Genomic DNA, 24576 nt, shown 5'->3' on the forward strand with positions numbered 1-24576 from the left:
GGCTGAAAAAGCGGCCGTCCTGGCGCGCGTCGCCTGAACCGTTGCCGACGTGGATGCTCAGCGCTGTCTACACAATTTGGGGTTTGATCTTTGTCGATTCCGAGGCGGCGCCAGTCAACGGCCACTGGTGGATCGAGGTGATTGAGGCTGGAACTCTCCACATACAAGCGGCTGCGAGCTGAAAATCCTGTGGGCGGGCCTGTGGGGACCTTTTCGGCGACTCTCACAGTTATGTCAGGTGAAGCACCGCTCCAGAGGTTCGCCTTGAGTAGCTTTCCTGCTGCATAGATAGCTGCAGTCGTACCGCGCGGAACGACGAGGCGGACGCGCACTCGCTTCTTTGGCTGCGCTGCTTTTAATCCGGACCACCACGGCAATCGCCTTCCGGCGCATCGCTGCAGCCTGCGGAACCGCCCTCGGCTATGCATGCCGCTAGCAGTAAATCGCCTGACGCAACTTCCTCTAGGACCCGGTCCCCTGTCCGTCTGGCTCCCCGGGTTGTCCGACAGTTCCCTGTTCGAGGGCCGCGGTGATGGCTGCCGGAGAAGGGAGGGCGGCACGTTCCTCAGCCGGAAGGGTGTCGTAGGTGTAGGAGGTCACGGCGATGGGCTGGGATGAGCCGTCGAGTGCATATCGAACAGTGGGGTCATGCTTGGAGCCGCAGACGAGGATCCCTACAGTCGGCGCCATCCCCGGGAACCTAACCATGTCGTTGACGGCGGCCACGTAGAAATTGAGCTGCCCCAGGTGTTCGGGCCTAAACTTCCCGGACTTAAGTTCCACGACCACGAACCGGTTGGTCGGAACGTGCACCAGGAGCAGGTCGATATAGAAGTCGTCTCCTTCCACATCGAGGTGAAACTGTCGTCCGTAAAAGGCGAAACCCCGCCCGAACTCTGCCAGCGTTTGCGACATGCGCTGCGTCATGGCCTCCTCGATGGCGAGTTCCTCTGCCTCCGTGGTCAGGCCGAGGAAATCGAGAACCAGGGGATCTTTGGCGACATTGCGGGCAAGTTCAGCACCTTCGGACGGAAGGCGTGCCTCCAGGTTGTTTGGAGCGGCCCCGATCCGTCGGTGGAGTGCAGTGGCTATCTGGTGCTCCAGGACCTCAAGCTTCCAATTATGTTCAAGCGCTTTTTCCGCATACCAGTCGCGGACCTCAGGGTCCTTCAGCTTCAGCAATTCAATGATGTGTCCCCATGGCAGGGCGCCAACGCGACCGCGAACGGCCGGCTCCGACAGGTCCCAGGCGGCTGCGAAGGAGCGCATATAGAACAAGTTGGAGCGGGAAAAGCCGCGCATATGCGGAAAGGTTGCCTTGAGGTCTGTTGCCAGACGCTGCAGCACTTTACTCCCCCACGGTTCCTGTGCCTGACGCTGCAGGAGGGTCGCACCAATTCCCCAGTACATTTCGATCATTGCACTGCTCGCTGCCTGTTGAGCCCGCGACTGGGCGGAGGCGACAAGTTCCTTCAGGGAAGCGAGGGTGCCGGCATAGCTGCTGGGTAGTTCTGGCTCGATTCTGGACACTCCCCTACCCTAGTCGCTCACTCTGACAGGGCCGTGAAGCCGAAGGCGCCGTCAATTGTCCAAAGTTCTTTGGACAATTGCTGCCCGGCCCAGACGTTGGTCTTTGGAGAGTCCAAAGAACTTTGGACTCTCCAGCCGAGCTCACCCGTCGCGTTATCCGGTGCTAAGCATCAGGATCGTGGCCCAGGATACGGAGCAGATCACGGGTGGCCATATTCAACTGCTCGAACCAATGCTGGTAGAACAGCGGACTCATCTCGGTGAGGGGCGTGTTGTCGAGCTCTTTCAACATCTGCAACGTCTGAGCGATAATCTCCGCGTCGTCCTCGCCGGCACCAGGCAAAGATTCGTTGTCCGTGAAGTCCTTCATCGTGAGTATTCCTTTGCGGGCGCTTCGGACAGAGACCTAACGTCTGCTTACCGATGAACTGCTGCGGCCGTATGGCGTCCGGAGAAATCCCCGAAGGGAACCGGCAGAAACCGGATAGAGGGCCGTTCTCTACGCCTCCACACACTCCTGAGAATGGGGACCCCGCCATGGGAAGTCTCGCCATTCGTTGGCCGGGCCGCCCTATCGGGAGGGGCCGCTCTTGGTCCGCTCCGCACCCATGGCTGCCCCTGTGCGGGTCTTTTTGGCTTTGGCTGCGCCTTTACCTAGGGTGAGGGCTGCGCTCGGATGCGTGCCGTCGCTGCGGGCGGCGGCCAGGCGGCCCCGGATCTGGGTGTCGTTCGCCCCGCTGCTTTCCAGTGACTCAGCAAACTTCTCGTGGTGGGCGGGTGAGCCGTAGCCGGCGGCCGACGCAGTTTCTGCTTTCAGTTCCTGATTTTGAAGCCGGCTGCTGTCGTTGCCGGTGACGCGGTTTTCGATTTCGCGGCCGATGCCTTCGAGGCGGTTGAAGAGTTCCTTTTCGGCCCGTTCGTACCGCTGTTCCATTGGCTCCCTTTGTGAGCCTGTGAACCCGGCTTCGGCCAGGAGTTTGGCTTCGTGCATTTGCTTGGCGGCTTTCACGAATGCGGGATCCTTGAAGTGCTCATCTCCAGCACCGTTGACGTTCGCGGTGGTTTCTTTGCGCAGCTGGTCGATGTCGGGGCCTTGGATCCCGTCCTTGCCAATAAGGAACATGCGTTCCTTCACTTCTGTGTCGGCAGCTGCCACCGCTGTGGGGGTTTTCGCGTTGTGGGCCCGCTGTAATGCCTGTGCCAGCTCGGGGTTGGCCAGGTATTCAACGGGCACGTCATGGCGCTCCATTTCGGGGGCGAGTTTCTCGGCCTGTGCGCGGAGTTCTTCGGTACGGGCCGCTGCGAGCAGCTGCATGGCTTTTTCGTGTTCAGCGGCGGCCTTGCGGGTCTGTTCCTGGCTGCGCGTCAGCTCATCCTGCCGGGCCTTTTCGGTCGCGATGGTTTCGATCCCGGATTCGAGGTAGGCGGTGTCCGGACCGACGTCGTGGGTGTCGATGCCGTACCGGGCGAGGACCTCGTGACGGATTTTCTCCGCCGCTTCCAGAGCGGTGGGGTCGTGGTCTTTCCACCCCTCGGCGACGGCGTGGGCGGCGGCGATGTCGGCCGGCTGCGCCTTGTCCCACCACTGGTCCTTGTGGACGGCGGCGAGGGCCGCGTGTGCTGCGCTGCGCTCGGCCGCGAGCCGTGCCCGGGTTTCGTGCGCCGCTTGGGAGTCCTGGTGTTCCTGCTGTCGCTGGGCCTCTTGCCGGTGGCGGGCCAGCGTCTCGGCAATGCGTGAGGCGATCAGCAAGGATTGCCGCATGCCGTTGTCCAGAAAGTCGTCGATGCCGTCTGCTTCACTCAAGGTGTTCCCCTTGCACTAGTGGTGTGAATTTCATCGGTCGAGGCCCGGCGCGGTGTCGCGCCGGGTGGGTTGGTAGGTCTTCGCTGGTGTCGCCGGTGCGGGCGTCGCAGGCACCACCGAACCGGGACGGATCGGTGCCATGCCGCGGCGCGCGATATCAACAGCCCTCGGCGGCACCGTAGCCTCTTCGGCTGGCGGCCGTTCTGCTCCTAAGGGGACGGCCTCAGGCATCGTGGCGGTGAAGGGTGCCAGCTGGTTTTCGACTACTGAACGGATGCGCTGGGCTTCCCGGGTTCGTCCGGATTGGGCGTGCATTTCGTACACGGCGAAGGCGGTGTTGATCAGCTGCACCATCAGTGCCGTCTGCGCTGCCGTCTTGTTCTTGCTGGACGCTGCCATGAACAACATGGCGGTGCCTGCGATAGACGGCAGGGCAACGGGCTTGCCGTGCTGTCGTGGCACACGCAGCTGTGCTGTGCGGGAGAGTTCCGCGGCGGTGGCCGCCAGCGGCCCGGGGACCGGTTCGAGCCTGTGGGACCATGCTGCGAAGGCGCCGGATACTTCCCGGGCGGCTTTCGCCCAGGTGGCGTGATCATCACGCGGGATAGTACGGAGCCGGTCCGCCAAAGTCTTGGCGTTGCGGGTGTAGTCCACCCATGCCTGTGCCGGCGGTGTCGCCTTCTCGGGGCCGGCCCTGGAGACCTTGCGCTTGTTGCGGGCCGCGGCGGTCCATTCCGCCGCGGCCTCAGTAGCCAGGTGCGGGGAGTCCGGCCATCCTTCACGCAGGGCACCGAGCTTCAGGTCGGAGGCAAGGCTGCCGCCGCCGAACCAAATCGGCCGCTCCCCCGGTGTCGGCCGCTCGGCCACGGAGTACCCGACAATGACATCCGTCGTGTTCTTCGCGAACCGCGGGCGGACCAACAGACCGGTGTCACGGGCACGGCGGACGAACTCCGCCTCCGTCACGGAAGCACCGGCGGAGGCGCGGACCTTACGGGCCAGCGACGCACGGTGCATCTCGCGCTCCTCCCTGATCGCCGTGGCCTTCTCGGCGCGCTCGTAACCCCTCGTGGCGTGCACCGAAGAAAGCTGCTCGAGGCCGTACTTGACCTCGAGTTCGCGGCAGGTTTTCTGGGCGCGTTTGTAATCGCCATGTGTGGAGGCCTTGGTGCCGTCCTCGCGGACCAGGGACACCGCGATATGAATGTGGTGATTCCCGTTTTCGCTGGTGCCGTGGTTGATCGCGGCCCACCGGCACTGGGTCTTGCCGCTGGTCTCGGTGAAGCCCATCGCGTCCACGAAATCGTTGGCGATGTCGCCCCACTGCTGGTCCGTCAGGGAACCTTCTTCCGCCCGGAGACTCAGGGAGCAGTGCCACACGTCGGCCTGCTTGTACCCGTTTTCCACCCGCCGCTTAGTGGCCTGGTCCCAGCGGAAGTCTTTCTGCCGGATCTCGACCCCGTAGGCCTTGCGCGGTTGGTCCAGATGCTTCGCGATCGCCAGCGCGTCGGCGTGGTCCAGGACCCCGTCGTCGTACCACGCCATGATGGCAGCGTCACCGGCGACCAGGTGTGGATCGGTGTGCGCGTTCTTCGTCTTATCCGCATCCGTCGACGCCAGATACACCATGAGCCCGGCCATCCGGGAGCCGCGGGTAATGTTCGGAATCATCCGTCTACATCAGCCCCTCAATGGTCCGGTCGATCCGCCCCGCCACCTGCCGCACATAGCCCAACACGGCGGCGGCGTCCTGGGGGAAGTCCTCCCCCGCGTTGGCGTGCCTCGCGATCTGGTTCACGTTGTTCGACACCCGCGCCAGCAGGGTGTGCAGGGCCATCAGCTCGGCCATCGCGGCCTTGCGCTGCGTCGGCGTCTCCGCGGATTCGGACAGGGCCGCGGACATCAGCAGGTTCGGTACCGTCACCCGCTCCCGCGCCGCCCGGGCCACGAGCCGGGCTTCCTCCTCGGCCGTCACCCACACGGTGCGGCGCTTCTTCGAACCCGCCGGCGCGTTCTCCCGCCGCCGCTTGCCTAAACGGTTCCTTGCGACCGGTTCCTCAACCAACGCGCTTCCACCGCCCTTCCGACGCCCTTCAATGCCCAGCGCAGCGACCCCGTATCTTCGGGGACCACACCCCCAGTGTGCCCGACCCGAGACAATTTGTCGAAAGGTTTCACCACTTACGGGTACGTAAGTGTATAGCTTGCTCCGTCGACTTCCGTGGACGGAGCACAAACGGAATGGTGGCTAGGTTGGGTTGTACCCATGCGGATCCGCTGCGCGGACCGGGATGCTTTGAACGGCTGAAGCCGTTCCGTTTCGGCGGTTGAGTGTACTGCCCGTCCTTCTCTTGGCAAGTCTGCGCTGGCGGCTTTCGCGGCATATCCTCACTCGCTGGCGCTCCCTGCGGTATTCCACGGACCCCCGGACTCCGACCTGCCAATTCACTTCGACGGGCAAGTCGACACAAACGTGCCGAAAGGAACGGGCATCCAAACAAAACCAGTCAGGAGCAACTCACCATGGCACTCATCCCGCCCCACGCAGTGCACCAGCAATACGGCATCCCCGTCCGCCAGCTCGCCGGCTGGCGCAGCCAGGGCATCGGGCCCGAATACTTCACCCTCGGGCCACGCAGCATCCGCTACTACCCAGCCGACATCGACGACTGGCTCAACGACCAAACCCACCACCACCAGGACGGGCACGCGGACCCGGGCACTCCGGCCGGCACCAGCCGTGGCAGCACTACAACCTCAGGATGGAACGTTTAAGCTCGAAGACATGGCAAACCTCAGCATCGAAAAAACCCAGGAGCAGGCCCGCCGCCTGCTCGATTCCCGCATCGCATCCGTCACCGGCCTCGTCACCGCCAAACAACGCGTCGCGGATCTGAAGGACCAGCTCGCCGAGGCCGAACGCGACAGCAAGAAAGCCTACGTCCGCGCCACCAAAGACGGCTGGACACCGGAAGAACTCAAGAAACTCGGACTCGAAAACCAGGCCGCCGCCAAACGAAACACCGCCCGCCGCAACCAGACCGAGACCCCGGTGGCGCAGCAGGCCTTCGACGGATCCCTGCCGGCCTGACCGGCACACGCTCAGCGTCCCTCACCTCCGCTCCTGCAGGGTGCACGGCTGCCTTACGGGGGCTTAACGTGAAAGCAGGACCAGAACATGATGTTCTGGTCCTGCTGTCGTTTCCCTCAGCAAAAGGAAATCACTGGGGCAGCGTCACCGCTGCGTGGGTTCCGGCCCGTCGGACCGGGGGGGTTTTTCACCCGCAAAACTCTACCGTGCTTCCCGGGCTACATCCCGGAAGCACGGGCTCATGAGGGCGCGCTAGTGTCCGTCGATCTGGTTAATCCAGGCCGCATCGACCGGGCCAAGATGCGCGTCGCCAAGGCTACCGAATGTTCGAAGCTGTTCCTCCGCTGCACTCAACGCACTGGTGTCCTGGCGGTAGTCGATGGCGGCGGCAGGATGTTGGTAGTCGGATCCCATAGAACGCGCTCCTTTTCCATTGGGTTTCTCGCTTTCAAGCCACTCTAGTTTCTCTCCGGTGCGGAAGGTGCTGCGCCGCCAGCGTGTCGGCCGGCTGCCGGCGGAGCGCAGCGGGGGAGGCAGCCGGCCGACATTTTGGGGGACGCGAACAGCCCGCCCCGTGGTCGGGGCGGGCCGTCCTCACCGGGTTAGCGCTTGTAGGAGGTGTCCTTGCTCAGGGCGGGGAGGGGCAGGATTCCGGTGTTGTAGAACCTGCGCAGCAGTTCCGCCAGCCGGTACCCCGGCGCCGCCTCAAGGGCCTTGTCCGTGTAGAGGCTGGCGGGGGTGCCTTTGCCCTTGTACCAGTTGATCCAGCCCAGCCCGGTCAGCAACGGAGCCCGGTACAGTCCCGGAGTGAAGCGGAGCAGGTGCACCAGCAGCCTTTCGGCGGTGTCGACCCGCGCCCAGTCCGGCGCCGTCTCGGTCCGGCCGAGCAGGACTTTCTGGAACTCGATGTCATCGTTGCTTCTGTCGATGATGTCAGCCAGCAGCCGGTCCCGCACCGCCGGGATCTGGAACGCCGCGCACAGCTCGAGCGCTTCCTCCTCGTCAGGTTCCCCGCCACCGTTGATGGCTGTCTCGAGGGCGCGGCGCGCGGCGGCCATGGGTTCGGCGGTGAAGTCCGACGCGTCGGTCACCTCGTAGTGTCCGGTCAGGATGTCGATGGTGTCCGCGGTGGAGGTGGAGCCGCTGAACTCCGGTGCCGGTGCTTGCTCCGTGGTGCCGGGATTGGATCCGCGGTAGATCATTTCCGCGCTCACGATGCTGTTCTCGATCAACGCGGTGTCCTGCCAACGGGTGCAGTCCGGGATCTCGCAGCCGGGTTCACACGCGTACCTAGCCCACCGGCGCCCGGTGACGATCCAGCCGTCGCGGACCGGCATTCCCGCCGTGTCCAGCTCTTCCCGCAGGGCGTCGATGTGGGCGGCGTGCGGTCGCTGCCCGGACGGGGCGGTTTCGTCGCTGTAGACGATGAACAGGGTGGCGTCGGCCGTCTCGTCCCGGCACACATACGACGTCAACGTTTCCGCGAAAGAACAGATATCGCTGCCCGGTTCCGGTGCATCAACGCGCAGGGTCGCGCCGAGCAGTACCCCGGACATCGTGACCAGCACGATGGATTCCTTCGGCTGGAAGCCCAGTGTGTGCGGGACGTAGCCCAGGAGGTCGGCGGGGCTGGTGGCGGTGATCTTGTTGTTCATGATTTCTCTTGTCCTTTGCTGAGGAAATCGGCGGGCGGAGTGCGGTACTGGACCGGCCAGCTTTCCCCTCTCCCCCGACGCTTTTACCTGCTGGCGAAGCTTGCGGAGCGGGCACGTAGAATCCGAAGGAGTCCTTATGTTGTTACCGGGCTCAGTTCCGCGGTCATTGTAGGGTCGTGGCTACCCAGGGGAGGCGGGTATGGCTTGGCTGCTGTGGACCGCACGCTTGCACGTGACGGCTCCGTAGGATTGGCCGCCCGCCACCCCGCGATGACCCGACCGCTGATTGAGAGACGCGACATGATCGCCGGATAAGGACACGACGGCGCGGTTATCTGCTGGCTCTTCTCATCCAACAGACTGGAGGCTGTTCTTGGTGCAATTATGGGCCGGTATCGATGCCGGCAAAGCCCATCACCACTGCGTTGTGATCGATGGCGAGGGAAACAGGCTGCTCTCGCAGAAGGTTCCCAACGACGAAGCGGCGCTCATCCAACTTTTGGGCACGGTCCTGGACTTGTCGGACGGTGGTCCTTTGGTGTGGGCGATGGACTTGAATCATGGCGGACCGGCGCTGCTCATCGCGTTGCTTGTCGGTCATGGTCAGAACCTTCTCTATATTCCTGGGCGGACGGTGCACCACGCCTCGAAGATTTATAGGGGTGACGGCAAGACAGATGCCAAGGATGCCGCTGTGATCGCCGACCAGGCCCGGATGCGGACTGACCTGCAGCCTTTGCGCGCCGGTGACGAGATCAGCGTCGGGTTGCGACTCCTAACGGCCCGGCGGGCTGACAAGTCGGCGGATCGGGTGAGGTCGATTAATCGACTCAAAGCTCAGCTCCTGGAGTATTTCCCCGCGCTGGAGCGGACCTTCGATTACAGCCGGTCCAAAGCCGCGCTGATGTTGCTGACCAAGTACCGGACTCCGGATGGGATCCGCCGTGCCGGCCAGGCGCGAATCCAGGCGTGGTTGAAGAAACACGGTGCTCGTTCCTCGGCAGCGGTTGCTGCGGCTGCGGTAGAAGCCGCGAAGTCCCAGCAGACCGTCGTTCCTGCCCAACGCATCGGGGAGGTGATTGTCGCAGCCCTCGCCCGCGAAGTGGCAAGTTTGAACGAGGAACTGGAAGAACTGGATGCGCTGATCAGCGAGAAGGTTACTGAACACCGGCATACCGAGGTGCTGTTGAGCATGCCCGGCTTTGGCCCTGTCCTTGCCGCCGAATTCCTTGGTGCCACCGGCGGAGATATGACGGTTTTTCAGTCTGCGGACCGGTTCGCCGGTGTTGTTGGATTGGCGCCGGCGCCGAGGGACTCCGGAAGGATCAGCGGCAACCACCATCGGCCAAGACGATACGATCGCCGGCTGCTCCGCGTCTTCTTCCTCTCCGGGCTCTCGGCGCTTAAATCCTGCCCGGCCTCACGTGCCTATTACGACCGAAAACGGGTGGAAGGGAAATCTCACATCCAGGCCATGCTCTCGCTCGCCCGACGGCGGCTCAATGTCCTCTGGGCCATGCTCCGCGACGGCACTACTTACACCTTGGTATCGCTGGCACCACCACTTACAGCCTGATCTAGCCGTCTACGACCGGCGGCTTGGTAACGAGACGATTCCTGCGCCTGGCGATCATAAGCGTTGTGGGTGCTTGCTGTGGATTGGGACCGGCGGCGCTTTCGTCGTGCCCAGATCCGCTATTGTCCAAGGGGTGGCGACTGAAGATTTTGAAGCAAAGGAAAGCGAAGTGTCAGGCAGCGGCATCGGGTGGACGTTCCTGACTAACCACGCCCACGTACTGTTGACCATTGCCCGTGATCCGCAGATACGGCTACGTGACCTGGCTGCCACGGTGGGGGTCACGGAGCGTGCCGCCCAGAAGATTGCTGCTGACCTTGTCGAGGCCGGCTACATCACCAGGACACGGGCAGGCAGGCGGAACATCTATTCTGTGGTGTTCGGCCGCCCGTTCCGGCACCCTGTTGATGCCGGCCATCAGCTTGACGAACTCCTTGCTGTGCTCGTGCCTGAAAAGGGGCAGCCCGCGGAGGGCACGAAGGCCTAGAACTTGGCCGGCCGCAGGACCTCGACGTCGCTCAGAAACAGGATCATGGCGTAGTCCTCGTAGTAGTGCTCGCGAAGGTGTGCAGCAAGGCCTTCCGCTATCACGGCGTCGCAGACCACCTCGATACGGATATTGCTGTTCGCTTCCCAGCCTGCTCCGCGGACGCCCCGGCTGCCTTTCCCGCGCGCGTCGGTGATGGTGTATCCGTGGGCGTGGTGTTGCTCGATGTCGCGGACGAGGGTTGATTCGAGGACGGCCTCGGTGACGATGGTCAGGAGCTTGCGTCGGTGGCTTTCCATGGCTTTATCCCCTCGCGAAGGTATGGATCCAGATGGACAGGGCGTGGTAGAGCGGGATCCCCACCACCACGTTGAACGGGAAGGTGATCCCTAGGGATGCCGCCAGCGACAACGTGGGGTTGGCTTCCGGTACGGAAATGCGCATGGCCGCCGGCGCCGCGATGTAGGAGGCACTTGCCGCCAGTGTTGCCAGAATAGCTGTTCCGCCCACCGACAGTCCTAATGCCCAGCCCAGCCCTGCACCTATGACGGCTGAGAACAGCGGCATGATGATGGCAAAAGCCGCTAGGAACACGCCGTATTTGCGCAGGCCTCCGAGCTGCGTTGCTGTCAGCAGCCCCATTTCCAGCAGGAATAAGGCAAGGATCCCTTTGAACATGTCCACAAACAGGGGTTCGATGGAGGACAGGCCGTCGGGTCCGGCGATCCAGCCGATGAACAGGCCACCCAGGAGCAGGACAATGCCTTTTCCGAGGAAGACCTCGTGAGCGACCGTTTTCCACCTGGTCTCCTTGGAGACTCCCCGCGCCAAAACTATGCCCACGATGATGGCTGGTACTTCCAGCATCACCAGAAGCAGCGGCATGTGCTCTTCGAAGACGACCTGTCGAGTGCCCAGGTAGGCGATGGCTACGGCGAAGGTACCTACACTGACGGAGCCATAGTGGGCGGCAATGGAGGCTGCGTCGGCACGTTTGAAGCGTCCGAGGTAGCGCAGCACCGGGAAGGCCAGAAGGGAAAGGAAGAATCCCATCGCCACTACGGCCAGGATCTGGGGTAGCAGTTCGCCAAAGGGCTGCTTGGCGAGTTCCACACCGCCCTTAAGGCCAATGGCCAGCAGCAGCACGATGGTGACGAACTCATAGATTGCCGCCGGAAGGCGCAGCTCCGACCGGAGCAGCCCGGCCAGCGCCCCAAGAATGAAGAAAAGGATGATGGGGTCTACCACATTAGGACTCTCTGATTATTTCCCGACGGAGTGAACAAGAGCAGTAATGAACCCTGCCGGGTCCCCTGGACTCACTGGCCGCAGATGCAAGCTCGTGCTGCCAGCATTTCACAAATCGCCGCATACATACGCATTGCTATTCATGAAACGTAATTCGTCTATTAGGATGTCTTCGAAGGTTTGGGGGACTGTCCCGGCCTCGGCACCTGGGATGAGGTGCCGGCCACTTCAGCCTCTGCTGCTCCATGAAAGGTGAGTTGTGACCAAGGCCGAATCTGATGATCCAATCCCGCATGCAATCTATGCCGGTGAACGCGTCGCTCTGCTGACCCAACATGGGAAGGAGCGGGTGCTAGGACCCGCGCTGGAGCATGCACTTGGGTGCCGGGTTGAACATGTCACGGGTTACGACACGGACTTGCTCGGTACTTTCACACGTGACATTTCCCGCGCAGGAACACAATCGGAAACTGCCCGTAAGAAGGCATCGGTGGGCATGGAATTATCGGGCCTGTTGCTGGGTATCGCCAGCGAGGGTTCCTTTGGGCCGGATCCCTACATCGGCATGTTCCCGTGGAACATCGAACTAATCGTTTGGATGGACAACGAGCGCAATCTCGAGGTGGTGGGAATAGGCGAAGGGAAAACAAACTTCAATCACCTGCTCACCGGCGAGTGGGCGGCAGCCCAGGCGTTCGCCCGTGAAGTGCAGTTTCCTGGACACCATCTGGTCGTTCGCCCTGACGGCAAGGACGGAACGTACATCTGCAAGGGAATCGCGAGCTGGCAGGACCTGGAGCGCGCCTTTTCGAGAGCGTTGACTCGATCTTCAAACGGCTTGGTCTTAATCGAGACCGACATGCGTGCCAGCGCAAACCCAACACGCATGGAAGTAATCGGCCTCGCGGCCGAAGACCTTGCCCATAAGCTTCGCTCCTTGTGCCCAGCCTGCGGCACTCCAGGGTTCTGGCGAGTCGGCCGGGTACCGGGGCTCCAGTGCAGTGCATGCGGTACGCCGACCAGCGAGACGCGTGCTGAGACGTTTGGATGCCTCAAATGCCCTTACCACGACACCCGCGACATAGCCGATACAACGTCCGCACCCCCAAGTATTTGTGACTACTGCAACCCCTGACGTTTGCCCCTCCTTCTGCGCCGCCGCCCTACGTGTCAGGTCGGAAACCCTACAGGAGATCGCTTGATCCAGAGGGGGGGATCCCCACCCGTGATTCCAAAGCCCCATTGGTGGATCACCTCATTGTGACCGGGGCCCTAACCGACCCGCAGGAATCCGTTGACAACATCATTGAGAGTCTCAATGATGTTGTCAACTGCTTCGGGCCTGGGTTCGGCTGTCCCGCCCGTTGTTCTGCCGGGACAGCCGATGTGGATTGTTAGTGTGTCCAGCCCGGGTAGGGCTTGCGGTCGGCGGCCGGCAGTTCGGCTGCCGTTGCGGGCAAGTCGGCAGGGCCATCAGACTGGCCCATCTGCCAGTGGAAGAACACTTCGGCCGTGATGGCTTCGAAGCACGCGGCCTGGGTGCGGAACCAGTGCGCGGACGTGTCGCCCTCGACGTAGGTTCCGTAGCCGAAGAGTTCCCCGTTCCCGTCGCGGGTGCGGGCCACGGCGAGAATGATCAGCGGCCATGCTCCGGCGTCCCAACCGTCGGATCCCCAGCTCGGCAGTGCTGCCCAGCCGGTACCGGCGAGGGTTTCCATCCAGTCGTACCCGTCGCCTGTCCGGTCATCGGCAGGCAGTCCGGGGACGGTGACGGTCTCGCCGGTATCGGCGGTTCTCGTGCTGTTCAGTGTTGCAACGCTCATGTATTGGCTCCTTCGGTTCACAGGCGGGGTGGGAAACCCTCGGTGACCAGCAGATCCGGTTCCCTCTCCCCCGTTGTTTTGCCTGCTGGCGGAGCTTGCGGAGCTGTGCCCGACGGAGACGGTGCAACCCTTCAGGGCAAAGCGGGCGGGAGTTTGGTGAGGAAATAAGCGACGCAGGAGCGCCGAGCCAAAGTCCTGGCCGCGCAGCCGGCCGCAGGCCGGTTGAACCGCCGGAGCGGGCACGTAGAATCCAACGGACAGCAGCAAAAGACAGAGAATGCTTTTACCGTCCGAGCGCCAGCGAGGCCCGATTCACTTATTGCCCGGTTGGTACTGCGTGAACCTTGAGTACCAGGCTGAAGGCATCGGAAAATCCCATGCCGTTACGGTTGCCCTGTGGGCGACATTGAACCAGACGCAGGTAATTCCGGAGCAAAGCAGGGTGTGCCGATGAAAGCCCGGGAACGCACGAATTCGCGGCTTGTAAGCATCCTGACCGTGACGTGGTGCGTTCTTGCCATCACATGGCTCAGCTTCACTGCTGGACATTCTTCCAGGGAGACCGGGACTATATCCGTCTGGTCTTCGGAATTCTTTACCTAGGAGTGGCCGTAGGCTATGTCGTGATGTGGTGGCGCGCCAGGAGCCGATCCGACAACGGATACGACGGCACCCGGAATCCTGATATGAGAACCTAAGGCACGGCAGTGAAGGATCAGGCCGCCATGTGAGCGGGAACTGCAGGACGGGGCCCATACGTAGTGCCATCCCGCAGCATTGCCCAAAGGACGTTGAGCCGACGTCTGGCCAGCGAGAGCAAGGCTTGGACGTGCGTTTTTCCTTCCGTACGTTTTCGGTCGTAGTAGGTCCGGGACGCGGTCGAGCTTCGGAGGCTGGACATGGCGGCCATATAGCAGGCCCGCAGGAGCCTTCGGTCGTAACGTCGTGGCCGGTGGTGGTTTCCTCTGATTCTGCCCGAATCCTTGGGCGCCGGTGCCAGCCCTGCGACGCCGGCGAGACGGTCGGCGTTTTCAAAGACGGCCAGGTCACCGCCGGTGGCGCCGATGAATTCTGCCCCGAGGACGGGCCCGAAACCGGGCATGCTCAGCATGATTCCGGCGTGGTGGTGTTCGCGGAAGCGTTCAGTGATGCGCTTGTCCAGAGCCTGGATCTGGTTCCGAAGGTCAAGCACTTCCTGCGCGAGCTCGGCGACCACGGGAGCACCGATCCGTTGGGCCGGAACCGTGGTGTGCTGGGATTTCGCTGCCGCAATGGCCTTTTCGGCCACGTCTGCGCTGCTGCGGGCGCCCTGGCCCCTGAGCCAGGTGTGTAGCCGCTTCTGTCCGAGCCGGCGCAGGCCATCGGGAGTGTTGTACCTAGTGAGCAGAAGCAGTTCGGCTTTGGATTTGCTGTAGTCAAAGGCCTGTTCCAGCGCCGGAAAGTATTCCAGCAACTGAGCCCGCAGCCGATTGATCGGGCGGGTGCAGTCGCAGGCCTTGTCAGTGCGGCGGGCGGTAAGAATCCGCAGGTCGATACTGATGTCGTCTCCGCCACGGACCGGCTGCAGGTCCCGGCGCATACGGGCCTGGTCGGCGATTACCGCGGCGTCTTTCGCATCGGTCTTACCGTCGCCGCGGTAGGTCCGGGAGACGTGGTGGACCGTGCGGCCCGGAATGTAGAGAAGGTGCTGGTCGTGGGCTGCCAGCAGGGCAATCAGCAGCGCGGCCCCGCCGTGGTTCAGGTCCACGGCCCAGACGACCTCTCCCCCGCCGCCGAGCGCGGCTACACTTCCGATCAGTTCCAGCAGGTCTGTCTCGTCGTTGGCAACCCGCTGGGAGAACAGTCGGGTACCCTCGTCGTCGATAACAACGCAGTGGTGGTGGGTTTTGCCGGCGTCAATCCCGGCCCACAGTTGTGGCAAATCGGTGTCCCTTCGTCGGCGGATGTGAAGCCCAGCAGATAACCTCGCCGTCGTGTCCTTATCCAGCGATCGTTCGTGTCGCGTCTCTCAATCAGCGGTCGGGCCATCATTGGGAGTGACGGGCGGCCAATCCTTCGAAGCCGTAACATCTGTCCGGCACAGCAGCAACAGCCATACCCGCCGCTCCTGGGTAGTCAAGACACTACAACTGCCCTGCGAACTACCTGCTCAACAACATAAGGACAGCAGCAAAAAACGGTAATACTGGAAAAGGTCTTGAGCCGGCGTGACTCAGCAAAAAACTGACGCGCTTTCGGGCACTGTCTTATCGACGATTTGTCCGCCGGCTCAAGGTCCGTCAAGGGGTGTTGAGCCAGGCGGACATGACTTCATAGGAGCCTGATTCGACCAGTCCCATTACCGTTTTGTCTGCCCACCTGGCCCGCGCCCTGTTCAATCAGCCATTGATCTCAACTGAGGGGCAACTTCCATCTTGGCCAGCGAAACAACGAAAGTCATCGCGGGTATCGACACCCACGCTGACACACACCATGTCGCCATCATCAACGAATACGGCAAGCCCCTCGCAGACAGGGAATTCCTGGCCGTGGGTTCCGGATACCGCAAGATCCTGGAATTCATCACCGGCTATGGCACTGTCTCGGCCGTAGGCGTCGAAGGGACAGGTACTTATGGTGCGGAACTCACCAGGACCTTGCGTGGTGAAGGGTTGACCGTGCTGGAGGTGAACCGTCCGAACCGGGCCGCGCGCCGGCTGAAGGGCAAGTCCGATCCTTTGGACGCCTACCAAGCCGCTCAATCGGTGTTGGACGGCCGGAGCCAGTCGATCCCCAAGGCCAAGGATGGTCCCGTTGAATGCCTGCGGATCCTGCGCGCCGGGCGTGCATCTGCCCTGAAAGCCCGCACCGCGGCCATCAATCAGATCAAGGGCCTCCTCGTTTCAGCCCCGGACAAACTCCGTGCGAAATACCGGTCGCTCGGAACCCCTGCGATGATCACAGCGCTACAGCGCACCAGGCCTTCAGGCCACACAGCTGATCCAGAGTACGTGACCCTGCTGACGCTGAAAGCGTTGGCCGCCCGCTGCCAGTCTCTGGCAGCGGAAATCGCCGCCGCAGATGCCGCGCTCCAGGAAATCGTTGACACCTACGCGCCGATGCTCTGCGACCTGCCAGGGGTCGGAACGGAAGTGGCCAGCCAGCTGCTGGTCACAGTAGGAGACAACCCCGAACGTCTGGCGACGGAGGCACAATTTGCCTCCCTCGTAGGGGTTGCCCCCGTACCGGCATCATCAGGCAAAACCACCCGTCACCGGCTCAGCAGAGGCGGCGACCGCAACGCCAACCACGCCCTGTACCAAGTCGTCCTAGTCCGCATGGCCTCGTGCCCGCGAACCAAGGACTACGTCAACAAACGCACCAACGAAGGCAAGAGCAAACGAGAGATCATGCGCTGCCTCAAACGCTATGCGGCCCGGGAAATCTACCTCCAGATCACGAACCCCCAGCCAGCACCGAACAACACCGACCTGCGCCCCCTGCGCACCAAACTCGGAATCACCATCACAACGGCAGCCAGCCAGCTCGGCCAATGGCCCTCGATCATTTCCCGCCTTGAACGAGGCCTCGTCCGGAACGACACCCTGGCCACGCGCTACCGTCAATGGTTGGCCGAACAAACTGCAGAAATCCCCAGTCGAGTAACCGCGTAGCTAATCTTCGAGGCTGATCCTCGCCAGCCATCGCTCGGGCCAACCCCAACTAGGCAGTGTCAGTCACTTTTTAACAGAAACAATCACGAACAGCTCGCGATCCTAACGGTCTTTGCCTCGTTCCCGCCAGTAGTCGTCCCGCTGCATCCGCACGAACCATACCGTGTACCGCTCCGGAAAATTTATGACTCACACTATCGATTGCGCCACTGGTAGAGGACCGTCTAAAAGACGAGGTCCAAGCATGAATCAAACTGCAATGTTCAATTTGACCTCTATAGGAGCATCGTCGTAGACACAACTGGTTCGGGCCCGGCGGAGCGCTGCGACAACGGGCCCGGACCTCAACAGCCGGCCGCACCAGCGGACGATCCGCTTCCCGGCGAGCCCCGCGAGCCTCATCACCAGCACCCCGGCGTTCACCCAGGGTTCCTGTCACGGCTTAGGTGGGCGCGCTCCCCACGGCTCCCCCGCTAATGATCCTGGGCGGGATGGCGGTCCGCCACCGGCAACCACCAGGACAAGCCGTCCCGTTGCGGCGGACCGCCCGCGGTGACCGGCCCGAAACGAGACGCGGTGAGAGGTAGAGTTTCCGCTCATTGACGCTGAACTCGGTCACGTCCGTCACCCAATTCGGTTCTGCGCCAGTGCGTCGAACTCCCGGTTCCAGCAGATTGGACGCCACGACCCTTGGTCGCCCTGATAGGAGTTGTAGCGCTTCTTCCGCCGAACCTTGCATCCCAGTCCAAGGAAACGCATAAGCTTCAGAACTGTCTTTCTTCGCGACGTTCCAGCCCAAGAAAGTGATTCGCTTTTTGTTCGTGCTTGGCCGTGTCTTGGACAAAACAGATCTGGTCGGCTTGGAGGCCGCCGGCGACCAGTTGGTCTTCCATTTGCTGGAGGCGTTTCATACCGGTTTCCCGGCGATGCCCCCGTTGGCCTTGGAGGGCGTACTCAGGGACCACGCAGGGGCCTTTGAACCAGCGCCACGGCAGGATGACCAGCGCTGTGCAGGTGTATTCATCGATGGATATTGAAGCGCCGAAATCATCCGTTGACCGAGCGGTGTGCAGTCTAGGCGCAGCCACGTTGTGCACCGGGTCTTGCACATCGATATCCTCTTGTATACTCTCGTATTCAGAAAAACACAGGAGGATGCTATGAGGACGCAGGAGTCTAAGGACACAGCTCAGGTTGTGGTAGTGGGAGGAGGCAACGCTGGCTTCACTGCGGCACATGCGGCAGCCGTGCGCGGCCGTGAGGTGATATTGCTCGAAAAAGCGGAAAAGGACATGGCTGGAGGCAACAGCTTCTACACCGCGGGGGCCACCCGGATTGTCCACGGCGGCCTGAAGGATCTGCAGGGGCTCATTGAGCCCGACGAGCGGCACCTGCGCACCGTCGTGCCCGCCTATAGTGCCGAGGAGTACGCCGCCGACCTGGAGAAAGTTACTCAGGGGCGCAATGACCCTGAACTGACCGAGGTCCTCATAGCCGAAAGCCAGTCCACGTTGCGATGGCTGAACAGTTTGGGTCTGAAATACCGCCTAATGTACGAACGCCAGGCCTATGAGCGCCCAGACGGCAGCTACCTCTTCTGGGGCGGGCTTCACGTAGGCAACGTCGGCGGTGGTGAAGGCCTGATTGAAGACCACGTCCGCGTAGCCGGTGAACTCGGCATTGACGTTCGATACGGCCATAGCGCCAAGCGGTTGCTCGTCCAGGAAGGCCGCGTTAGCGGCATCATCGTCGACACGCCCGAGGGCGAAAAGACGATTTTAGCGGAGTCCGTTGTGCTCACCGCCGGTGGATTCGAGGCGAACCCCGAATGGCGGCAGAAGCACCTCGGCGAGGGTTGGGAAAACGCCAAAGTCCGCGGCACCCCCTACAACACCGGTGACATGATTGCGGCTGCCCTAGAGATCGGCGCGACCCCCGGCGGGGACTGGAGCACCTGCCACAGTGTCCAATGGGACGCATTCACTGACCAGAACGAAAGCAACCGTGAACTGACCAACCGCCTCACCCGACAGAGTTACCCGCTGGGAATTATAGTCAACACCGAGGGCCGGCGTTTCCTGGACGAAGGGGCGGACTTCCGTAATTACACCTATGCCAAGTACGGCAAGGAAATCCTCAAACAGCCCGGCTCCATTGCCTATCAGATTTTCGATTCGGCGCTGCGCCTGCTGCTGCGTACCGAAGAATATGACATGCCCGGCATCTCTGTGGAGATTGCGGACACTCTGGAAGAACTGGCGGTGAAGATCGGAGTCGACCCTGAGAACCTGGAGAAGACTGTCACCGATTTCAATACGTCGATCGATCGTAGCAATCCCTTTGACCCGACCATCAAGGACGGCCGGGTCGCGAACACCGAACCCGTCAAAAGCAATTGGTCTGCGCCGATTGAAACGGGGCCGTTCTATGCATATGGCGTAACCTGCGGCATAACGTTTACATTTGGTGGGGTCAAAACGGACACTTACGGACGTGTACTCAACGCAGAAGGCGGGCACATCCAAGGGCTCTTCGCCGCCGGAGAAATGCTCGGAGGGCTCTTCAGCGACAACTATCCGGGGGGAACAGGGTTGGCCGCCGGCTGTGTGTTCGGGCGCCGGGCCGGCAGCTTGGCCTGAACCACGCGGAGCCATTGGTGGTTGCCGGGAAACCGACGGACAATGCTCTTGTCCCCCTTTCTGTTAGACCAGATCCTGACCTGCTTCTGGGTGCACGCTTCCATACCGGACGGCGTGCAGAAAACAATCTCACGCGAGAAGAGGCTCCATGACATCCTCCGATACGGTCGAAGCTGTGGGGGGCGAGTGTATGGATGACGGACCCAACCATGGATTCGGGCTGCTCCCCGGAGAATTTGTTGAAGCCAAAAGCAGAAGCGGACTTAGCTTCCGTGGCCTGGTCGATGACATTGCTCCTGAATCCGGGGTGATCTGGATCTTTGAAGACCCCCTCGGAACTCGCAGAATGCTGGACCTGGGCGAATACAGTGTTAGTCCGCTGCCGTCCTAGATACTAGAAGCGCGCTTGTGGTCGTGGATCGCGAGCTGCAGGAAATGGGAGAGCACTGCTCTTCACCACGGTCCAGCTAGCGGCGGTTCCTGACGTACGCAGTGGCCGGACATGTCAGTCCCCCGCTCCTGCCGCCGGACTTACCCAAAGCTTTGCTTCGCTGATCACCGGATGTTTGTTCACGGCCGTGTCGTCTCGCACAGGCCCCTCGGCTGCCACTAAGGCGGCCGTCGATCCTGCCGAGCGGGAATTCACCGGCGCTGGAAGAGTGGACCGCCTTTTGTGACGGCGACTGCCAGGGCAACGGGAGTCCGAATCCGCCACAGCTGGCAGCACGGCAACGGAAGTTCAATCTCGACCCCTGTGCGACCGGGTGTTGGTACTGCCGCTGACGACATAGCCGCCCATTGGGAAATTGAGAATGGCGGCAGGATCACCGGCGCCGTAAAATCCGGTGGCAGCACCCGGTGGGTGACACGGGGCAGCGGCACCATATCCTCTCACCAACATGAGGGAAGGGGCGGGGCTGCCAGGAGCTGTGCACCTGCTGCCGGTGTTCGCTGGTGTTCTATGACTCGGCACCGGCCCATTCGACGCTGCCGTCTTTGAAAAACTGCACCTTCCAAATGGGCACACGCTCCTTAATGGTGTCGACCAGCTCGGAGCAGGCGGTGAATGCCTCATTGCGGTGTGCTGCCGCGGCCGAGACGACCAGGGCCATATCGCCGATTCCGAGCAGACCGATGCGGTGGCCCGCCCACAGCCGGACGCCGCTATGACGGGCCGCTATCTCTGCAGCGACCTCTTCCATGGTTTGCTGGGCGACAGGATGGGCGCTGTATTCCAGTTCCTGGACGTCCTTGCCGCCGTCGTGATTCCGAACAACCCCGCTGAAGGAAACGACCGCACCACAGTCGATCGACCGCACTGCGGCCAAAGCCGGTTCCAGGCTCAGCGGCGCACTGGTGACGGCTGCATTCAAGACAACGCTGGTGATCATTGGGTTCCTTTCAATCTCGGACATTGCCGGAGCATACGGGCATCACCGAATGCGGGAAGTGCAGCCTGATTTCTGCAACGGGTCCAACCCCTATTCGTATACTAATGTATTCGAATGTCTTAGAGTGTATATATGAAAACGTTTCTCGGCCTGCCCGCGCTGCAATCCCTTCGTCTGGGCGGGGCCGGCGCTTCAACGACAGATGCCCTCTCCGGCGCCCTGGGCCTCGCGGACCGTTACGGTAGGCGAGCAACCGACTTGCGCCTGTCGCTGACCGACAAATGCAATCTGCGCTGCACCTACTGCATGCCGGCCGGGGGACTCGAATGGCTCAGCAGGCAGCAACTGATGTCCGCCAGTGAAATTGCCCGTCTTGTACGCATAGGGGTGGAACAGCTAGGAATCCGGGAACTGCGGTTGACTGGAGGGGAGCCTCTGGTGCGCCCGGATTTGGTCGAGATTGTTGGAACAATCCGCACCAATCATCCGAAGCTTCCGATATCGCTCACTACCAACGGGTTGGGTTTGGACAAGAAGGCACGGGCGCTAAAGGACGCCGGCCTGACCCGTATCAACGTCTCGCTTGATTCACTCCACCGGGACACCTTTGCCCAGCTGACCCGCCGCCCGCTCCTGGACCGGGTGCTGGCGGGCATCGAAGAGGCTGGTCGAGTAGGACTGGAGCCGGTTAAGGTCAACTCCGTCCTGATGCGTGGAATCAATGACGGGGAGGCTTCCCGCTTGCTGGACTGGGCATTGACCAACGGGTTTGAGCTGCGCTTTATCGAGCAGATGCCTTTGGACGCTGATCACAGCTGGACCAGAGAGGATATGATAACCGCGGCTGAGATCCGGGGACTGCTGGAACGTGATTTCGTCCTTACGCCGGATCCGGGACGGCGCGACGGCGCGCCGGCCGAGCGTTGGAAAGTGCGCAGGCGCCAATCAGATGGAACAGCGGATGGCCGGATAGCCGGCAGCGTCGGAATTATCGCATCCGTCACGGAACCATTTTGTGCCGACTGCCGTCGGACTCGCGTTACCGCCGAAGGCAGGGTGCGCAGCTGTCTCTTCTCCCACGAGGAATCGGACTTGTTGCAGCTCCTTCGTTCAGGCGCAGATGACGCGGCAGTAGCGTGGCGCTGGCAGGAAGCGATGTGGGGCAAGCCAAAAGCCCATGGAATGGATCACACGGGGCTGGACGCCCCGGAGTATGTACAGCCGCAACGCACAATGAGCGCCATCGGGGGCTGAGAACCCCCGACCAGGCAACAACAAACACTGAACAGATGGGATGCCAATGCTGATCCGATATTTCGCAGCCGCGCAGGCAGCAGTCGGCGTCGGGCAGGAAACGCTGGAGTTTCCGGACGGGTCCACCCTCACCGATGTAATTAACCGTCTTACGGAGTTGTACCCTGCGGCCAAAGCGGGCGGCCGACCATCCCTGGCTAACATCGTCGCCAGGAGCAGTTTCCTGCGTAATGAAGTAGCCTTGCGTGACTTCCACATGCCCTTGCACCCCACGGACGTCATCGATATCCTCCCGCCCTTCGCAGGTGGATAGCGGGAGATAGGCCCCGGGCTCTGCTAAGGGAGGAGGTCCTTGAGTCCGCGCAGGTCCTCCGGTGTATCGACGTCCAACCCCGATCCAAGGTCGCTGCAGTCGACATAGTCGACCACGGAAGGGTGCCGAAGCATGAATGCTCTCGCTCCTGAATCGCCTGCTGCGGTGGCTGCTGCTTTACGCGCCAAGGCGGCGTCTAACAGCACAGGGTGTCCGGGGTTTCCTGCATAGAGGGGCACCGTGATTCGCCCCGGCCCGTGGTCGCCGCGGAGACGGGCAATAATTTCCTTCGAGACGTCCGGCTGATCCACGACAGAGACAAGGATGTCAGCCTCCCCGAGGATGGAGGCCGCGATGCCGACGCGAAATGAACTCGCCATGCCGCTGGCCCACTGCGGATTGACGACAACCCGCATGTCCGCCAGGTGCGCAGTGCGCTGCACCTCATCGGCCTCGCACCCCAGAACCACGGAAACGGGCGAACAGCCAGCTTCCTGCAGCGTGCGGCCGAGCCGGTCAATAAAATACTCATTCCGATAGCGCAGCAGGGCCTTGGGTCCCGCCGCCATGCGGCGGCCAGCACCCGCGGCAAGTATTAGCCCGGCCAGTCCCATAAGTCCTCCCGCCAGTTAGAACCTGCGGGGGCTCCGGAAACGTTCCGTAGGCCTGCAGCCGTTCATCAGGTGTGTTCCTTTATCCATGCTTTGCCAGCCTATCCGCACGTCTCCGGCCTCCGCCCACAATAAGTACGCTACTGCCCCACCACCACGCGGGGCATGGGCCGTACACGACGGCAGTAAAGGCAGGCGCGGCCCGCGCCGCACGCCTCTGCGGACGGGCCGCGCCTAACTCGGCGTGCCCCGGGTCCAGAGCTTGAGGCGGATGTCCCGGGACTCGGTGAAATGCTCGGTAGCGAGGCTCGCAGCCAGATCACCGTTGCGCGACTCGATCGCCTCTACAAGAGCCGTATGCTGCTCGTTGGCGCGTCCCCAACGCCCGGGGAAGGACAGGGTGGTCGCAGGATACCTGCCCAGATGCAGGCTGAGCCGGTCAAGCAGATCCACCAGTGAACGGTTATGGCTCGCGCGCCAGATGGCACGGTGGAAACTGTCGTTTGCCGCCGCCATGGCTTCCAGGTCTCCGGTCTCCATCGTCTTCATACGATCTGCCAGTTCGTGCATTTGCAGCAGATCGTGGAAGCTGCGCCGTTCTGATGCCACCCGTGCCGCGCTTGCTTCAAGAACAATGCGGGTCTCGTACAGGTCGAGCACGTCCTCCGGACTGTCATCACGCACGACCAAGCCACGGTCTGTGCGAACCACGATCCCGTCCTGCTCCAAGCGCGTCAACGCCTCCCGGATCGGCGTACGACTGACCTCACACCACTCCGCCAGGGCAGACTCGACCAGCGAGTCCCCCGGCTTGAATTCGCCCACAACAATGGCCTGCTTGATACGTTCGTACGCACCACGGCGACGATCGGCACTAAAAGAGCGGCCGACGCGTTCTGCAGCCGCCTGCTTCCTGTTTGCCATGAGTGAGACCTCCACCTGCGCGGCTAGCGTCGAATTACTTTCTGACAGTGACTTTTACAGAATCACGGCCTACCCCCATGCACAATAGCTGCGCACATTTCAGTGTACCCTAGTATGCATGATTATGCATTCCAAGGAACTGCATCCATGATGCCGGAAACCTCCGCACTCAACGCGCTTGAAGCCCAAGGCATCACGTTGATCAGGGCAAGCAACGGATCCGCGGATGCCGAAATGACGGTGAGGCCCGAGAGCCTCAACCAGCAGGGAAGCGTCCAGGGCGGCATATACGCAGTGTTTGCCGATGCCGTCGCCGGTTGGGCAACCGAATCGGCTCTGGGTGCGCCCCGCTACGTAACCGTGGACTTCTCCTGCAACCTGACAGGCACTGCGCGCGCAGGGGACCTGCTGCGGGGGCGGGCCTCACTTGTACATCAAGGTCGACGAACGGTGGTGCAGAACGTCGAAGTTGACCGGATCCGGACAGCGTCCGAACCGCGCCGAATCGCCTGGTTTACGTGCACCCAGCTGGTCCTCGAGGCCGAACCGGAATAGGTCCCGACTTTGTTTCCGGAAC

26 protein-coding genes are annotated in these 24576 nt (G+C 62.0%); 11 read left to right on the top strand and 15 right to left on the bottom strand.

All coding sequences use genetic code 11. The features are described from left to right. Window positions 1-462 precede the first annotated feature (462 nt). From AC20117_RS22755 to AC20117_RS22775, 5 genes are all read right to left on the bottom strand, one after another. On the bottom strand, window positions 463-1530 hold the full coding sequence (locus AC20117_RS22755; protein ID WP_074703493.1) for a PDDEXK nuclease domain-containing protein: 1068 nt from the start codon (window positions 1528-1530) through the stop codon (window positions 463-465). 163 nt (window positions 1531-1693) lie between these two features. Then, complete coding sequence (locus AC20117_RS22760; protein ID WP_074703494.1) at window positions 1694-1900, bottom strand: hypothetical protein; 207 nt, start codon at window positions 1898-1900, stop codon at window positions 1694-1696. Between the two features lie 201 nt (window positions 1901-2101). Further along, window positions 2102-3334, bottom strand: coding sequence for a hypothetical protein (locus AC20117_RS22765; protein ID WP_101632779.1), 1233 nt, complete (start codon window positions 3332-3334; stop codon window positions 2102-2104). 30 nt (window positions 3335-3364) lie between these two features. After that, window positions 3365-5005: a relaxase/mobilization nuclease domain-containing protein gene (locus tag AC20117_RS22770; protein WP_074703495.1), complete on the bottom strand. Its 1641-nt coding sequence runs from the start codon at window positions 5003-5005 to the stop codon at window positions 3365-3367. A gap of 4 nt (window positions 5006-5009) precedes the next feature. Next, window positions 5010-5399, bottom strand: a complete 390-nt coding sequence (locus tag AC20117_RS22775; protein WP_236777656.1) for a plasmid mobilization protein — start codon at window positions 5397-5399, stop codon at window positions 5010-5012. A gap of 458 nt (window positions 5400-5857) precedes the next feature. Here AC20117_RS22775 and AC20117_RS22780 point away from each other — a divergent pair, with 458 nt between their 5' ends. After that, window positions 5858-6109 (top strand): helix-turn-helix transcriptional regulator, encoded by a 252-nt coding sequence (locus AC20117_RS22780; RefSeq protein WP_074703496.1) that lies wholly within the window; start codon window positions 5858-5860, stop codon window positions 6107-6109. A gap of 10 nt (window positions 6110-6119) precedes the next feature. Next, window positions 6120-6425 carry a hypothetical protein gene (locus tag AC20117_RS22785; RefSeq protein WP_074703497.1) on the top strand — a complete coding sequence of 102 codons (306 nt, stop codon included), beginning with the start codon at window positions 6120-6122 and terminating at the stop codon, window positions 6423-6425. A gap of 252 nt (window positions 6426-6677) precedes the next feature. Here AC20117_RS22785 and AC20117_RS23495 read toward each other — a convergent pair whose 3' ends face one another. Continuing rightward, window positions 6678-6839, bottom strand: coding sequence for a hypothetical protein (locus AC20117_RS23495; RefSeq protein ID WP_158300515.1), 162 nt, complete (start codon window positions 6837-6839; stop codon window positions 6678-6680). Window positions 6840-7027: 188 nt separating this feature from the next. Beyond that, on the bottom strand, window positions 7028-8080 hold the full coding sequence (locus AC20117_RS22790; protein ID WP_074703498.1) for a DUF4192 domain-containing protein: 1053 nt from the start codon (window positions 8078-8080) through the stop codon (window positions 7028-7030). Between the two features lie 373 nt (window positions 8081-8453). On the opposite strand from AC20117_RS22790, the gene AC20117_RS22795 reads away from it, so the two are divergent. Both AC20117_RS22795 and AC20117_RS22800 read left to right on the top strand, forming a co-directional pair. Next, a complete protein-coding gene (locus AC20117_RS22795) occupies window positions 8454-9656 on the top strand; it encodes an IS110 family RNA-guided transposase (protein ID WP_170838002.1) in 1203 nt (400 codons plus the stop codon). A 133-nt stretch (window positions 9657-9789) separates the two neighbouring features. Beyond that, window positions 9790-10143 (top strand): helix-turn-helix transcriptional regulator, encoded by a 354-nt coding sequence (locus AC20117_RS22800; RefSeq protein WP_024475961.1) that lies wholly within the window; start codon window positions 9790-9792, stop codon window positions 10141-10143. Here AC20117_RS22800 and AC20117_RS22805 read toward each other — a convergent pair. Together AC20117_RS22805 and AC20117_RS22810 are read right to left on the bottom strand one after the other, a co-directional pair. Next, entirely contained in the window at window positions 10140-10442 is a 303-nt protein-coding gene (locus tag AC20117_RS22805; protein ID WP_019481131.1) for a P-II family nitrogen regulator, read from the bottom strand. The genes AC20117_RS22800 and AC20117_RS22805 overlap by 4 nt on opposite strands. A gap of 4 nt (window positions 10443-10446) precedes the next feature. After that, window positions 10447-11391: a sodium-dependent bicarbonate transport family permease gene (locus AC20117_RS22810; protein ID WP_019481130.1), complete on the bottom strand. Its 945-nt coding sequence runs from the start codon at window positions 11389-11391 to the stop codon at window positions 10447-10449. A gap of 259 nt (window positions 11392-11650) precedes the next feature. On the opposite strand from AC20117_RS22810, the gene AC20117_RS22815 reads away from it, so the two are divergent. Further along, on the top strand, window positions 11651-12526 hold the full coding sequence (locus tag AC20117_RS22815; protein WP_019481129.1) for a DUF6671 family protein: 876 nt from the start codon (window positions 11651-11653) through the stop codon (window positions 12524-12526). Window positions 12527-12785: 259 nt separating this feature from the next. Here the strand turns inward: AC20117_RS22815 and AC20117_RS22820 are convergent, their stop codons facing one another. After that, on the bottom strand, window positions 12786-13214 hold the full coding sequence (locus AC20117_RS22820) for a hypothetical protein (protein WP_074703499.1): 429 nt from the start codon (window positions 13212-13214) through the stop codon (window positions 12786-12788). A 715-nt stretch (window positions 13215-13929) separates the two neighbouring features. After that, window positions 13930-15135, bottom strand: coding sequence for an IS110 family RNA-guided transposase (locus AC20117_RS22825; protein ID WP_139186845.1), 1206 nt, complete (start codon window positions 15133-15135; stop codon window positions 13930-13932). A gap of 490 nt (window positions 15136-15625) precedes the next feature. Here AC20117_RS22825 and AC20117_RS22830 point away from each other — a divergent pair, with 490 nt between their 5' ends. Next, window positions 15626-16867 carry an IS110 family RNA-guided transposase gene (locus tag AC20117_RS22830; protein WP_472323097.1) on the top strand — a complete coding sequence of 414 codons (1242 nt, stop codon included), beginning with the start codon at window positions 15626-15628 and terminating at the stop codon, window positions 16865-16867. A gap of 764 nt (window positions 16868-17631) precedes the next feature. Here the strand turns inward: AC20117_RS22830 and AC20117_RS22835 are convergent. Continuing rightward, on the bottom strand, window positions 17632-17976 hold the full coding sequence (locus tag AC20117_RS22835; RefSeq protein ID WP_074703501.1) for a hypothetical protein: 345 nt from the start codon (window positions 17974-17976) through the stop codon (window positions 17632-17634). 51 nt (window positions 17977-18027) lie between these two features. Here AC20117_RS22835 and tcuA point away from each other — a divergent pair, with 51 nt between their 5' ends. Together tcuA and AC20117_RS22845 are read left to right on the top strand one after the other, a co-directional pair. After that, window positions 18028-19506, top strand: coding sequence for an FAD-dependent tricarballylate dehydrogenase TcuA (gene tcuA, locus AC20117_RS22840; protein WP_074703502.1), 1479 nt, complete (start codon window positions 18028-18030; stop codon window positions 19504-19506). A 148-nt stretch (window positions 19507-19654) separates the two neighbouring features. Continuing rightward, on the top strand, window positions 19655-19897 hold the full coding sequence (locus AC20117_RS22845; protein ID WP_074703503.1) for a hypothetical protein: 243 nt from the start codon (window positions 19655-19657) through the stop codon (window positions 19895-19897). Window positions 19898-20465: 568 nt separating this feature from the next. On the opposite strand, the gene AC20117_RS22850 is transcribed toward AC20117_RS22845, so the two are convergent. Further along, window positions 20466-20897 carry a molybdenum cofactor biosynthesis protein MoaE gene (locus tag AC20117_RS22850; RefSeq protein ID WP_074703504.1) on the bottom strand — a complete coding sequence of 144 codons (432 nt, stop codon included), beginning with the start codon at window positions 20895-20897 and terminating at the stop codon, window positions 20466-20468. Window positions 20898-21029: 132 nt separating this feature from the next. On the opposite strand from AC20117_RS22850, the gene moaA reads away from it, so the two are divergent. Both moaA and AC20117_RS22860 read left to right on the top strand, forming a co-directional pair. Beyond that, window positions 21030-22151 (top strand): GTP 3',8-cyclase MoaA, encoded by a 1122-nt coding sequence (gene moaA / locus AC20117_RS22855; RefSeq protein WP_083340033.1) that lies wholly within the window; start codon window positions 21030-21032, stop codon window positions 22149-22151. Between the two features lie 46 nt (window positions 22152-22197). After that, complete coding sequence (locus AC20117_RS22860) at window positions 22198-22464, top strand: MoaD/ThiS family protein (protein WP_074703649.1); 267 nt, start codon at window positions 22198-22200, stop codon at window positions 22462-22464. A gap of 23 nt (window positions 22465-22487) precedes the next feature. On the opposite strand, the gene AC20117_RS22865 is transcribed toward AC20117_RS22860, so the two are convergent. Both AC20117_RS22865 and AC20117_RS22870 read right to left on the bottom strand, forming a co-directional pair. After that, entirely contained in the window at window positions 22488-23078 is a 591-nt protein-coding gene (locus AC20117_RS22865) for a nucleotidyltransferase family protein (RefSeq protein ID WP_083340034.1), read from the bottom strand. A gap of 231 nt (window positions 23079-23309) precedes the next feature. Beyond that, entirely contained in the window at window positions 23310-23999 is a 690-nt protein-coding gene (locus tag AC20117_RS22870) for a GntR family transcriptional regulator (protein ID WP_083340035.1), read from the bottom strand. Window positions 24000-24146: 147 nt separating this feature from the next. Between AC20117_RS22870 and AC20117_RS22875 the strand changes: the two genes are divergently transcribed. Beyond that, entirely contained in the window at window positions 24147-24554 is a 408-nt protein-coding gene (locus AC20117_RS22875) for a PaaI family thioesterase (RefSeq protein WP_074703505.1), read from the top strand. Window positions 24555-24576: the final 22 nt, after the last annotated feature.

Origin of the sequence: Arthrobacter crystallopoietes, assembly GCF_002849715.1 — a bacterium.
Classification (GTDB): domain Bacteria; phylum Actinomycetota; class Actinomycetes; order Actinomycetales; family Micrococcaceae; genus Crystallibacter; species Crystallibacter crystallopoietes.

Bases quoted from the DNA above. Each gene is read 5' to 3' on its own strand.
- AC20117_RS22760 (WP_074703494.1), bottom strand. From the start codon at position 1,900: ATGAAGGACTTCACGGACAACGAATCTTTGCCTGGTGCCGGCGAGGAC.
- AC20117_RS22770 (WP_074703495.1), bottom strand. From the start codon at position 5,005: ATGATTCCGAACATTACCCGCGGCTCCCGGATGGCCGGGCTCATGGTG.
- AC20117_RS22780 (WP_074703496.1), top strand. From the start codon at position 5,858: ATGGCACTCATCCCGCCCCACGCAGTGCACCAGCAATACGGCATCCCC.
- AC20117_RS22785 (WP_074703497.1), top strand. From the start codon at position 6,120: ATGGCAAACCTCAGCATCGAAAAAACCCAGGAGCAGGCCCGCCGCCTG.
- AC20117_RS23495 (WP_158300515.1), bottom strand. From the start codon at position 6,839: ATGGGATCCGACTACCAACATCCTGCCGCCGCCATCGACTACCGCCAG.
- AC20117_RS22790 (WP_074703498.1), bottom strand. From the start codon at position 8,080: ATGAACAACAAGATCACCGCCACCAGCCCCGCCGACCTCCTGGGCTAC.
- AC20117_RS22805 (WP_019481131.1), bottom strand. From the start codon at position 10,442: ATGGAAAGCCACCGACGCAAGCTCCTGACCATCGTCACCGAGGCCGTC.
- AC20117_RS22820 (WP_074703499.1), bottom strand. From the start codon at position 13,214: ATGAGCGTTGCAACACTGAACAGCACGAGAACCGCCGATACCGGCGAG.
- tcuA (WP_074703502.1), top strand. From the start codon at position 18,028: ATGAGGACGCAGGAGTCTAAGGACACAGCTCAGGTTGTGGTAGTGGGA.
- AC20117_RS22845 (WP_074703503.1), top strand. From the start codon at position 19,655: ATGACATCCTCCGATACGGTCGAAGCTGTGGGGGGCGAGTGTATGGAT.
- AC20117_RS22850 (WP_074703504.1), bottom strand. From the start codon at position 20,897: ATGATCACCAGCGTTGTCTTGAATGCAGCCGTCACCAGTGCGCCGCTG.
- moaA (WP_083340033.1), top strand. From the start codon at position 21,030: ATGAAAACGTTTCTCGGCCTGCCCGCGCTGCAATCCCTTCGTCTGGGC.
- AC20117_RS22860 (WP_074703649.1), top strand. From the start codon at position 22,198: ATGCTGATCCGATATTTCGCAGCCGCGCAGGCAGCAGTCGGCGTCGGG.
- AC20117_RS22865 (WP_083340034.1), bottom strand. From the start codon at position 23,078: ATGGGACTGGCCGGGCTAATACTTGCCGCGGGTGCTGGCCGCCGCATG.
- AC20117_RS22870 (WP_083340035.1), bottom strand. From the start codon at position 23,999: ATGGCAAACAGGAAGCAGGCGGCTGCAGAACGCGTCGGCCGCTCTTTT.
- AC20117_RS22875 (WP_074703505.1), top strand. From the start codon at position 24,147: ATGATGCCGGAAACCTCCGCACTCAACGCGCTTGAAGCCCAAGGCATC.